Origin of the sequence: Pseudomonas sp. CFBP2511 (assembly GCF_030209255.1) — a bacterium.
Taxonomy (GTDB): domain Bacteria; phylum Pseudomonadota; class Gammaproteobacteria; order Pseudomonadales; family Pseudomonadaceae; genus Aquipseudomonas; species Aquipseudomonas avellanae.
Genome location: NZ_JARVSI010000019.1, coordinates 1 through 12,394, shown reverse-complemented (window position 1 = coordinate 12,394; position 12,394 = coordinate 1). Strand labels below are relative to the sequence as shown.

At 52.1% G+C, this 12,394-nt stretch carries 10 protein-coding genes and 3 pseudogenes; all 13 read left to right on the top strand.

The genetic code is table 11. The features are described 5' to 3' along the window. The first annotated feature begins 76 nt into the window (after positions 1-76). Positions 77-664: a hypothetical protein gene (locus QRN38_RS15950; RefSeq protein WP_044393945.1), complete on the top strand. Its 588-nt coding sequence runs from the start codon at positions 77-79 to the stop codon at positions 662-664. Between the two features lie 112 nt (positions 665-776). After that, positions 777-4,889, top strand: coding sequence for an RHS repeat-associated core domain-containing protein (locus tag QRN38_RS15945; protein ID WP_285362445.1), 4,113 nt, complete (start codon positions 777-779; stop codon positions 4,887-4,889). Between the two features lie 7 nt (positions 4,890-4,896). Beyond that, entirely contained in the window at positions 4,897-5,145 is a 249-nt protein-coding gene (locus tag QRN38_RS15940; RefSeq protein ID WP_007247664.1) for a hypothetical protein, read from the top strand. Between the two features lie 143 nt (positions 5,146-5,288). Next, a pseudogene (locus tag QRN38_RS15935) lies at positions 5,289-6,017 on the top strand (RHS repeat-associated core domain-containing protein); the annotation flags it as partial. Beyond that, positions 5,995-6,447, top strand: coding sequence for an NTF2 fold immunity protein (locus QRN38_RS15930; protein ID WP_010203123.1), 453 nt, complete (start codon positions 5,995-5,997; stop codon positions 6,445-6,447). The pseudogene QRN38_RS15935 and the gene QRN38_RS15930, both read left to right, overlap by 23 nt. Positions 6,448-6,776: 329 nt before the next feature. Continuing rightward, positions 6,777-8,201, top strand: a complete 1,425-nt coding sequence (locus tag QRN38_RS15925; RefSeq protein ID WP_285362444.1) for an RHS repeat-associated core domain-containing protein — start codon at positions 6,777-6,779, stop codon at positions 8,199-8,201. After that, positions 8,198-8,509, top strand: a complete 312-nt coding sequence (locus QRN38_RS15920) for a MafI2 family immunity protein (protein ID WP_055001575.1) — start codon at positions 8,198-8,200, stop codon at positions 8,507-8,509. Before QRN38_RS15925 ends, QRN38_RS15920 begins: the two co-directional genes overlap by 4 nt. Before the next feature lie 6 nt (positions 8,510-8,515). After that, positions 8,516-9,898, top strand: a complete 1,383-nt coding sequence (locus tag QRN38_RS15915; RefSeq protein ID WP_285362443.1) for an RHS repeat-associated core domain-containing protein — start codon at positions 8,516-8,518, stop codon at positions 9,896-9,898. A gap of 9 nt (positions 9,899-9,907) precedes the next feature. After that, entirely contained in the window at positions 9,908-10,378 is a 471-nt protein-coding gene (locus QRN38_RS15910) for an SMI1/KNR4 family protein (RefSeq protein ID WP_081025418.1), read from the top strand. 110 nt (positions 10,379-10,488) lie between these two features. Continuing rightward, positions 10,489-10,664, top strand: a pseudogene (locus QRN38_RS15905) (RHS repeat-associated core domain-containing protein); the annotation flags it as partial. Between the two features lie 116 nt (positions 10,665-10,780). Then, positions 10,781-11,398, top strand: a complete 618-nt coding sequence (locus tag QRN38_RS15900; protein WP_057418421.1) for a hypothetical protein — start codon at positions 10,781-10,783, stop codon at positions 11,396-11,398. A 180-nt stretch (positions 11,399-11,578) separates the two neighbouring features. After that, a complete protein-coding gene (locus QRN38_RS15895; RefSeq protein ID WP_057418422.1) occupies positions 11,579-12,031 on the top strand; it encodes an NTF2 fold immunity protein in 453 nt (150 codons plus the stop codon). 75 nt (positions 12,032-12,106) lie between these two features. After that, a pseudogene (locus QRN38_RS15890) lies at positions 12,107-12,286 on the top strand (RHS repeat protein); the annotation flags it as partial. Between the last annotated feature and the right edge of the window lie 108 nt (positions 12,287-12,394).

Genomic DNA, 12,394 nt, shown 5'->3' with positions numbered 1-12,394 from the left:
GGGTGTCTGGCGCGGCATTGACCGACGCCCCCCTGCATAAGGAGATGTAGACATTGATGAACAAGGCCAAGGCTCTATGACACGACCCAGTCTCTACGACCGTATCTCCGAGCGCCGACTGGCTAACGAAGCCCTGGCGCGCGAGGAAGCTGAACGCGCCGCTGCGCAACGTGAACTTGACCTCATTCAAGCGGCCATTCCCGTTCCACAGCCCTTGCTCGACGCCCCCTGCAGCTTCAACTTCGGCGGGTTCCATTTCGGCTTCCCGGAAGGGTTCCGCTGTAGCGCGATTGAAGCCACTGTTCACGTTGAGGGAGAGCCTGTTGTCGTCTCCATTCAGCGGCGCGATGTGCCTGAAGGGGCAAACCTTGCCGAGGCATTCGACGAAGCCGTCAAGGCGCTAAAGCCCCTGCATGGCGAGGTCCGGATCATTCGCCACTATGAAACGCTGTTGGCCGGTAATGCGGCGCTGGGGCTGGACTTTCACTTTCGCGAAGGCTTTGAGGAGCGACACGGGCGCTTGATCGGCGCCATCGTACCGGTCGCCGATCACAATCAGCGTCAGTGGCTGAGCGTGGGCTGCGTGATCGACTCTGAAAAACCCGCGCTCACCACCTGGCTGCTGGATTTCGACAGCATGCTTGAAGGCCTGACCGCCTCCTGAACTCTACTTCACCGCTGACAGGACACGTTTTAATGGACTATCCACTGCACAACATCAGCCGCACTCCCGGTGACGCCCCCTCAACTGTCCGCAGTCTGCAGGAGTAACGGCGATGTTCGAGGCGGCGCGGTTGATGGATGAGATTGATCACACCAGTGCCATGACAGGCTTTATGCTCGGTGCGATTGTGGGCATTGCGGCAGTGGCGTATGTGTCGTTCACCGTCGCCACCTGCGGGCTGGGCGGGATTTTACTGGGTCTTGCGGTCGGTCTGGCCGGTAATGCCATTGCCAGCCTCGGGGAGAGTATCGGCGCCGCCTTCAGCTCTGCGGCGGGGCAGATCGAATCGGGCTCGCCCAACGTGTTCATCAACGGTCGCCCCGCCGCGTTTGCCATCGACAGCACGGCGGTGTGCGAAAAGCACTCGCCCATCGTCAAGGTGGCCGAAGGCTCCAGCAATGTGTTCATCAACGGCAAGCCTGCCGCGCGCAAAGGCGACAAACTGACCTGCGGCGCAAAAATCGGCACCGGCTCCAACAACGTGTTCATTGGCGGCGGCACCCATCGCTACCTGGCGGTGGACGATGAAGTGTCGGCGACAGCCCGCTACACCGTGGACATTCTGCTGGTGGTCGCAGGCGGTGCCAAAGCGGTGGGCAGCATCGCCAAGCTGGGCCTGCAGGCCGGGCTCAAAGCCGCTGGCCCTTGTGCGCTGCGTTTTATGGGCGGCATCGTGTTGAGCGATGCCATCGTTCGCTTTGGCGTCGCCCCGCTGGCGGAAAAAGTGCTCGGCGGCCTGCACGGCAACCCGGTGGACACCACCACCGGGCGCAAACTGCTGATCGACGAGTTCGACTTCAGCCTGCCCGGCCGGATGCCCATCGAGTGGACACGCTTCTACGCCAGCGACCTCAATGTCGACAGCGTGCTGGGCAAAGGCTGGGTATTGCCGTGGGAACAAAGCCTGCGCCGCAAGGGCAGTTTTTTGTACCTCAGCGACAATCAGGGCCGCAGCGTGCCGTTCGTGACACTGGACTACAACCAGCGCATCTACAACGCACAGGAACAGCTGTACCTGGTGCGCACCAACGGCGGTCATTACCTGGTGCAAACGCTGGACAACGTTTTCTACTACTTCGGCGAAGTACCCGACGACAACCAGCCGGTGCCGCTGGAACGCATCGAAAACGCCCTCGGGCATTTTCTGCATTTTGTGCGCAGTGAAGACGGTGTGCTGACCGACATCTGCGCCACCGGCGGGCAGCGCGTGCACCTGCACTACGACGAAGTGTCCCACCGCCTGAGCACCGTCAAACGCATCGTTGACGGCAAGGCGGTCGAAACGCTGGTGCGCTACCACTACGACAGCAATGGCCAGTTGAACGGCGTGTACAACCGCAATGGCGATTCGGTGCGCACCTTCAGCTACACCGACGGCCTGATGACCCGCCATGCCAATGCGCTGGGGCTTGGCTGCGAGTACCGCTGGGAAGTGCTGGATGACAAGCCGCGCGTGGTCGAACACTGGACCAGCGACGGCGAGCACCTTCACTTCGATTACGATTTCGAGGCGCGCCAGACCCGCGTAACCGATGTACTGGGCCGCTGCGCCGAAGTGACCTACAACAAGGACCGCCGCGTCATCGCCAGCACCGATTTCGGTGGCGAGCAGTACCGCATCGCGCTGGACGACAGCGGCAACATCACCGGCCTGACACTGCCCGACGGCAATCAGCTGGGCTTTGAGTACGACGAACTGTCACGCCTCACGGCCGAAACCGACCCACTGGGCCGAACCACGCGCTTCAAACATCATTACAAGACCACGCTGGTCAAACAGGTCACCTACCCCGACGGCAGCACCTGGCAGGCCCGTTACGATGATCGGGGCAACCTCATCACCGAAATCGATGCGCTGGGCAACAAGACCGAGTACTACAACGGCGAAGACGGCCTGCCGCACACCATCACCGACGCGACCCTCAAATCAAAATACCTGTGGTGGAACAGCCTGGCGCAGGTCGAACGCTTTCAGGACTGCTCGGGCAAAAGTACCCATTACCGATACGACGAACGCCATCAACTGATCGCCGTCACCGATGCCCTGAACAACACCACCACGCTGGAACGCAAACCCGGCGGCGAAGTGCTGCGCATCGATCACCCGGACGGCAGCCGCGAACGCTTTACCTACAACGCCCACGGCCAGGTGCTCACGCACACCAACGGCAAGGGCCAGACCACCCACCTGGCACGCAACGCCCGTGGCCTGCCGGTCCGCCGCCAGGACCCCAAGGGGTTGATGGTCGCGTACCAGTACGACAAGGCCCTGCGCCTGGTGGCACTGACCAATGAAAACGATGCGACCTACACTTTCGCCTACGACCATTCCGACCGGCTGATCGAAGAAAAACGCATCGACCAGCTGACCCGCCGTTTCAGTTACAACCTGGGCGGGCATCTGACTCAGGTTGAGGAAACCGGCTACGGCGAAAAAGGCGAACGGCCACAGCGCAGCACGTATTTCGAGCGTGATTCGATTGGCCGTTTGCTGGCCAGACTCAACGACGACGCCCGTCAGGATTTCGCGTACGACGACAGCGACCGCCTGCTGTCCATTCAGCGCAAGCCCACCGACAGCGGCAGAAAACTCGGAGTCACGGCTGAAAAGCTGGAATTTGCCTACGACATCCTCGGCCGCCTGACGAAAGAAGCCTCGCCCCAAGGCGCGTTGACCTACGACTACGATACGCTCGGCAACCTGACCACGCTGACCCTTCCCACCGGCCAGCACCTGAACCACCTGTATTACGGCAGCGGCCACCTGCACCAGTTGAACCTCGACGGGCAACTGATCAGCGACATGGAACGCGACGACCTGCACCGCGAGATCTACCGCACCCAAGGCAAACTGACCAGTTGCTTCGGCTACGACGCCGTCGGTCGCAAGGCCTGGCAATACGCAACCACCCTGCCCGCTGAAAAACTGTCACAGATCCAGAACCCGCTCATCAAACCCGAGCGCTACGTCGAGCACGCCTACAACTCAATCCACCGCCGTTATGAATACGACCTGGCCGGTGAACTGAGCCGCACCCTCGACAAGCTTCGCGGCGAAGTCAGCTACGAATACGAAGCCAACGGCCGCCTGCTGGAACAGAACCCCAAAAAACGCTTCGAGGGCGAAGCGTTCCGCTACGACGCCGCCGGCAACCGCCTGAACTTCAACACCAGCCGCTTCGACCACGTCAAAGACAACCGCCTCAAGGAGTGGCGCAACCACGAATACAAATACGACGCCTGGGGCAACCTGATCGAGAAAATCGTCGGCATCGTGCGCTGGCAAACCTTCACCTACGACAGCGAAAACCGCCTGGTCAAAACCGAGACCATGGCCAACAGTCAGGTAGAGACGACCAGCAGTTACCAGTACGACAGCCTAGGCCGACGCGTGGGCAAACAGTCCGACATCAAAGGCCGGACCGACCAGAAACACTTCCTCTGGCAGGGGCTGCGCATGCTGCGCGAAGAAAGCCCCGAGCAGAGCAGCCTGTACCTCTACGAGCCCGGCAGCTATGCGCCGCTGGCCCGTGTTGATCAGAAAGAAGGCGAAACCGAGAACACGATTTACTACTATCACACCGACCAGATCGGCACGCCGCTGGAGATGACCGACGCCGAAGGGCACATCGTCTGGCAGGCCAAGTACGCGCCGTGGGGGCTGATCAAGCAACTGGTGGTGAACGAGGTCGAGCAGAACCTGAGGTTTCAGGGACAGTATTTTGATGTGGAGACAGGGCTTCACTACAACACGTTTCGGTATTACGATCCGGAGATCGGACGGTTTATAACCCAGGACCCGATTGGGTTGAGTGGGGGGGATAATCTTTATCTGTATGCGCCTAATCCTTATGGGTGGGTTGATCCTTGGGGTTTGTGCAATAGTTCTTCGAGTGGTACAAAAGAAATTGGAACGATTACTACCAGAACGACAAAGAACATCACTCGACTGGGTGGTGAGGCTGGTGAGCCGGGGGTCAAAATAACCTATAAAGATCGTACAGAATTCGATATGACTAGCACTCGAGTTAAAGAAACAGAAGCCAACCCATATGTATCTGGAGCAACACGCCCAGTTAGATATAAAGACGCTTTAGATAATAAAGGTATCAAACGAGCGCCTACTCAGCAGGAGTTGGACTGGTTTAACAGCATTACGTGGTAGGTGAGCTATGATTGATTCAAAAATCGGAAAGAGGGTGACGGTGTTTATTCATTCGGAATATGGGCCTTTCATTAGAATTTCAACATACGATGATGCAGGCGCATTAGAGGATTTGCTGGACGAAAAATATTTCGTGCTGTATTGGAAGTCGACACCCCCTGAACTGGTCGATGATGGAGGGAATGAATATTATTTTGGGAATGCTGCAGACCCTGTAAAACTACAGTTTATTTTGGACTCAATTGTTTTTGACTGAACTGCTGCTCAAAAGGGGCGACAAATAGCCTTTTAGCTTCCGCCTTATCGCCATTCAAAGGCGGCCAAACTATTACCAGTGCCGGTAGAGTCGTTACTAAACACTCTGAATATTTTGGATTCAATTCTACACAAGAGTTGCGTGAGGCAGAAAACACGATTTGCTACTTCCACCCCCATGAGATCGGTACCCCGCTGGAGATGACCGACGCCGAAGGGCAGATCGTCTGGCAGGCCAAGTACGCGCCGTGGGGGCTGATCAAGCAACTGGTGGTGAACGAGGTCGAGCAGAACCTGAGGTTTCAGGGTCAGTATTTCGATGTGGAGACAGGGCTTCACTACAACACGTTTCGGTATTACGATCCGGAGATCGGGCGGTTTACTACGCAGGACCCGATTGGGTTGAGTGGGGGGGATAATCTTTATCTGTATGCGCCTAATCCTTATGGGTGGGTTGATCCGTTAGGCTGGTGCGTCAGCGCGAATGTCACTCGAGGGGCTGCGGGACAGCCTTTGCGAGCGACGGCTACAATTACCAAGAACGACATCCAAAAAGGCGGAACGGCTACAAACGCGTCATCACGGAGTTGGGCGAGAAGCCTTGGTAATGCAAATGATGATGCGGGGCACATAATCGCTAAGCTTCTCGGTGGTTCGGGGGGTAAGGATGGGGTATTTCCGCAGTTATCAAAAGTTAATCGAGGACTGTTTCGTAACTATGAGAAGATCATCGCTAAAGATGTGCGAGACAACGGCCCAGTCAATATAGACATAGCTTTCAAATATGCCAATGGTGGAACACGACCAACTGACATTATTTACAACTATTACAGAAAAGGGGTATTAATAGATGGACGAGTATTCACAAACTAACACCACAGCAGCCTTAACAGCTGAGATTGTCCGAAATACGTTTTCTGCATTTGCAGCCGCAATGTATAGCTGGGAGAAGGACTTTTATAAAAAAAGGCTGGAGGTTCTAGATGGTAATGGGTGCAGATCAACACTACTCGAAAAAGGGCGTGCTGATTTGCTGATTATTTTTTCTGAGCACGTTATAGATAAAGGCAGAAATTACGACCGGGTAGAAAATTTAGTTTGCGGAGCAAATCCTGAATATGACATAAACGAAAAATCGGTCAAAGTATCTATTACAAAAAAAAATACTGCCACTGTCGTGTTTGAAAAAAACTCCGGATCATTTGAGCAATATCGCTTAAGTCTTACCGAAACTAACGGCAAACTAATGATCCAAAACCGTAAATTTAATGATCAAGAAAAATGGATATCCACTTACGTTTAAAATAAAATTTCTGGCAGTTAAAATATGGTTGCAAATATGGATATCACACTGGAATAGTAACTGACAAGCTAGCCGTTACAGCGAGAGAAAAATTGTTCAATAATAAATATTCCAGGCAACTACTAATCAGTTAAATTCAATATTCATATCAGAGCATTTGATCCAATACATGGCGACTTCGGACCAGCGCTAGCTGTAGTTACCGTCCATCGAGTCGATGAGGCACCATTGATTGAACCTCTGCTAGTTATTGATTCTGGGTATTAAAAACCAGCTCTTTAAAAACTGAATCAGAAACCACCACGCTGAAACGCAAACCCGACGGCGAAGTGCTACGCATCGACCACCCGGACGGCAGCCGCGAACGCTTTACCTACAAAGCCCGCTTCGGCTACGACGCCGTGGGTCGCAAGGCCTGGCAATACGCAACCACCCTGCCCGCTGAAAAACTGTCACAGATCCAGAACCCGCTCATCAAGCCTGAGCGCTACGTCGAGCACGCCTACAACTCAATCCACCGCCGTTACGAATACGACCTGGCCGGTGAACTGAGCCGCACCCTCGACAAGCTTCGCGGCGAAGTCAGCTACGAATACGAAGCCAACGGCCGCCTGCTGGAACAGAACCCCAAAAAACGCTTCGAGGGCGAAGCGTTCCGCTACGACGCCGCCGGCAACCGCCTCAACTTCAACACCAGCCGCTTCGACCACGTCAAAGACAACCGTCTCAAGGAGTGGCGTAACCACGAATACAAATACGACGCCTGGGGCAACCTGATCGAGAAAATCGTCGGCATCGTGCGCTGGCAAACCTTCACCTACGACAGCGAAAACCGCCTGGTCAAAACCGAAACCATGGCCAACAGCCAGGTAGAAGTCACCAGCAGCTACCAGTACGACAGCCTCGGCCGACGCGTGGGCAAACAGTCCGACATCCAAGGCCAGACCGACCAGAAACGCTTCCTCTGGCAGGGCCTGCGCATGCTGCGCGAAGAAAGCCCCGAGCAGAGCAGCCTGTACCTCTACGAGCCCGGCAGCTATGCGCCGCTGGCCCGTGTTGATCAGAAAGAAGGCGAAACCGAGAACACGATTTACTACTATCACACCGACCAGATCGGCACGCCGCTGGAGATGACCGACGCCGAAGGGCACATCGTCTGGCAGGCCAAGTACGCGCCGTGGGGGCTGATCAAGCAACTGGTGGTGAACGAGGTCGAGCAGAACCTGAGGTTTCAGGGTCAGTATTTCGATGTAGAGACAGGGCTTCACTACAACACGTTTCGGTATTACGATCCGGAGATCGGGCGGTTTATAACGCAGGATCCGATTGGGTTGAGTGGCGGTGATAATCTTTATCTGTATGCGCCTAATCCTTATGGGTGGGTTGATCCTTGGGGTCTGTGCAATAGTTCTTCGGGTGGCGCGAAAGGTACTGGTACCTCGCTGGACAACATAGCCAGCAACATTCATACTGGACAGCAAGGCAAGCATATTATAGGACATAACAATTTTATTCCCGGACGCAGTTATTTTAATGAGGGAGTCGATCCTCAGAGACTTTTGAATGGCGCTCGTGCTGGAGAGTTTTCCGTCATAGGTTATGGTTCACGAGGACAGCCAATAGTTGATTTTGGTAAAAATATTGGTATTGACGGCTCTTCAGGATTGGCAACGAGATATGGAACAATACACTCAGGAAAAAGCGGAGCACATATTGTCCCAACAAACCCTAACACTATCGGAGCGGCACCATGAAAAACTTGCCTGACTGGTTAGTTCTGTGTGTGTGGCGCGCTTTAATTGGTGAAATATATCCTGCAATTAGAGCGATCGCTCTTTCTCTAACGGACGATCGAACACTGCTTATTCGTTACTATCTTGACAGAGAACCTATAGACTTTGATTGGGAAAGTTTAGAGGTCATTGCTACAAATATTTCAGCGTCAATTGGTCAAGATAAAATTCTTCTTATAAACTTGGAATGCAAATTTGAGCAAGATTCGATTGGAAGTCTCGAACGCTTCGGAGGCTTTGTCTATTGTCGCCGAGAGTATGAGCTATAGATACAAGTGGGGCAAGCTAAGGCCTGGCAATACGCGACCACCCTGCCGGCTGAAAAACTGTCACAGATCCAGAACCCGCTCATCAAACCCGAGCGCTACGTCGAGCACGCCTACAACTCAATCCATCGTCGTTACGAATACGACCTGGCCGGTGAACTGAGCCGCACCCTCGACAAACTGCGCGGCGAAGTCAGCTACGAATACGAAGCCAACGGCCGCCTGCTGGAACAGAACCCCAAAAAACGCTTCGAGGGCGAAGCGTTCCGCTACGACGCCGCCGGCAACCGCCTCAACTTCAACACCAGCCGCTTCGACCACGTCAAAGACAACCGCCTCAAGGAATGGCGCAACCACGAATATAAATACGACGCCTGGGGCAACCTGATCGAGAAAATCGTCGGCATCGTGCGCTGGCAAACCTTCACCTACGACAGCGAAAACCGCCTGGTCAAAACCGAGACCATGGCCAACAGCCAGGTAGAAGTCACCAGCAGCTACCAGTACGACAGCCTCGGCAGACGCGTGGGCAAACAGTCCGACATCCAAGGCCAGACCGACCAGAAACGCTTCCTCTGGCAGGGCCTGCGCATGCTGCGCGAAGAAAGCCCCGAGCAGAGCAGCCTTTACCTCTACGAGCCAGGCAGCTATGCGCCTTTGGCCCGAGTTGATCAGAAAGAAGGCGAAACCGAGAACACGATTTACTACTATCACACCGACCAGATCGGCACGCCGCTGGAGATGACCGATGCCGAAGGGCACATCGTCTGGCAGGCCAAGTACGCGCCGTGGGGGCTGATCAAGCAGCTGGTAGTGAACGAGGTCGAGCAGAACCTGAGGTTTCAGGGCCAGTATTTCGATGTGGAGACAGGGCTTCACTACAACACGTTTCGGTATTACGATCCTGAGATCGGACGGTTTATAACGCAGGACCCGATTGGGTTGAGTGGGGGGGATAATCTTTATCTGTATGCGCCTAATCCTTATGGGTGGGTTGATCCACTTGGATGGAGTTGCTGGTCACCAAAAAATGTGGCAGGCAGAAAAGTTTATCAGCGAAACGATCTTTTCGACCCTAACTATATGGATGAGTTAGGTAAAACCAATATTCAGCGTATGAGAAAAGGGGAAGCACCTATAGGCAAAGATGGAAGCGAGGTAAACTTGCACCATCTTACTCAAGACGAACCGGGATCCATGGCGGAGATTTTAAGCAGTTTCCACTCAAAGAATGATCGAGTGCTACATATGTATTCTAATCAATGGGATAAGACTTGGGTGGGAGCAGATGGTAGTAGAAGGCTTTATGCTAGTGCTCCTTCAAGCATGAATCGCGGCCCTTTCAATACGTGGAAAAAAAGTTATTGGAAACAGCGTTCCCTAGATTTTTGAGAGGTTTCTATGAATTACCTAGATATTATTGAGTCAGAAATTAATGCAAGTGGTGAAGAGTTGACGTGCGCAGGAGGTGCAAGCGATAGCCTAATTCTAGATTTCGAGAAAGAAATGGGTATCGCGTTCCCTGCATCATATAAGCTATTTCTTAAAAAATTTGGCGCATTATCATTTGCAGGAGACACATATTATGGAGCAACCAAAAGCGGATTAGCAGCCACTTCAATTCCCAGCGTATTTTTTGCGACAATGAAAGCTCGCTCACAAGGCGATGCGGATTCAAAAATGGTGGTCATTTACTCTTCTGGATACGGCCCAATATATTCTATAGATACATCGATCAACAGTGGACCCAACGAAAACCCCATAATAGAAACAGAGTTATCATTCAAAAGAGACCCTGTCAAAAAAAAAGTTTTTGAAAACTACGAAACCTTTTTACTATCTACAATCAGAAAAGCAATCGAAGAGCTTTGAAAATAGCCTGAATTAATAATTGAAATTCGCGCGTAGAGGCGAATGTCACTTAAGATCCGGCAGGAATGCTCCTAGAGGAAACAATTAAAATTACAGACAATATCTCCTCGTGGGGGCTGATCAAGCAGCTGGTGGTGAACGAGGTCGAGCAGAACCTGAGGTTTCAGGGTCATTATTTCGATGTGAAGACAGGGCTTCACTACAACACGTTTCGGTATTACGATCCCGAGATCGGGCGGTTTATTACGCAGGATCCGATTGGATTGAGTAGGGGGATAATCTTTATCTGTAGGTATCGCAGAAACTTTTCGAGTGGATACTAAGGGGGAGCCTGGAGAATATTTGGGAGGGAAAGGAGCTGTACATGATGCAACTTTCCACGTGCTAAAATATCGGTGATTTATGAAAAAAGACGATCGAATCTATTTTGAGAACGAATTGCAAAAAGAGCTTAAGGCTATTGAGTGCAAGGAGTTAACCGTCACAGCGGTTAAAAAAGGCCTGAGATTTCGCCTGGATAAGGAAATAATTGCTGTGCTCAATTTTCAATACTTAGTCAAGTCACACGAGTTCATGCTCGGCGGGCGCGTTTTCGGCGGGCCAATCTTTGATTGCATGTCTAAAATAGATATGCCTTACAAAAGCAATTTGGGCAGCGATTCATGTTTTGCATTTATTACTGATGGAAGACAGGACAAAAAGTTCAGCCCCAGCATTAATGGAACCATAGCTGTCCCCCGCCCGGAAAATGCAAATGAGGTTTGTAAACATATTCGGCTCTCACTTGAAGAGTATTACACCCCTCTAGTTGTTGGCTGCATACTGCCTAGCGAGCGAACTATTGATGATGTTCTCTACTCACCAAGAGATTACTCATATCCCGCTGCATTTATTCATTGTGCCGCCACTTGCAATCCATTGATAGTGAGAAATGGAGTAATGGAGAAGGTCAAAGCCAATAAGCATATAATTAAAAACAAGGCTTTTGACCTTGAACTTCTAAATAACTGCACCTTATGAACTCTCGATGTTTTTTTGCTCTTTAAAAGCCTAGAACTGAAATTAGTGCTAACACCGCCTCGGCCGCCCCTTTTTTATAAAGGCAGTAGCTTCGTAACAGACAAGCGAACGCTTTACCTACAACACCCACGGTCACTACTAATATCTATTATGACTTTTACCGTAATGGGAAGTTAATCGATGGCGCAGATTTTAAAACCTAAAATCGAAACAATTATCAGCGAAGAAGTTGTGGAGCGCTCATTTCGTGATTTTTCGACTGCAATGTGCAATTGGGAACTTTGGCTTTACGAACACAAAAGAGCAATGAGAGATGTGGAAAACGATTCATCTGATGCCGATGAGCGTGCGTATGCCGAATTACTAGCAATCTTTTCTGCTCATGTCACCAGGAAAGACAGAAACTATGACAGATTAGAAAATTTAGTGTGCAGCGTGCATCCTGATTATGAATTTGAACACAACTCGGTGAAGCTAGAGATTTCCTCACAAAAAAAGGCAACTGTTATATATAAGAAAAAACACGGACTAGCCCAGACATACAGATTGACCTTCTCGATAGTCGATAACGCATGCAAAATACAGAAATGCGAATTTCAAGATGATGACAAATGGAGAACTACTTATATTTAACATTAAATAGCTCTTTAAAAACCAAGCAGACAGAGGGTACTGCTAACATCGCGTTAGCCTTCTTCATGCTTCAATGAGGCGGCCCTCAAGTCAAAATACCTGTGGTGGAACAGCCTGGCGCAGGTCGAACGCTTTCAGGACTGCTCGGGCAAGACCACCTATTACCGATACGACGAACGCCATCAACTGATCGCCGTCACCGATGCCCTGAACAACACCACCACGCTGGAACGCAAACCCGGCGGCGAAGTGCTGCGCAAGCCCACCGACAGCGGCAGAAAACTCGGAGTCACGGCTGAAAAGCTGGAATAATGAGATGGTCAGCCCGATCCGAGAAACCCGGAGTGTCTACACTTTCCGGGT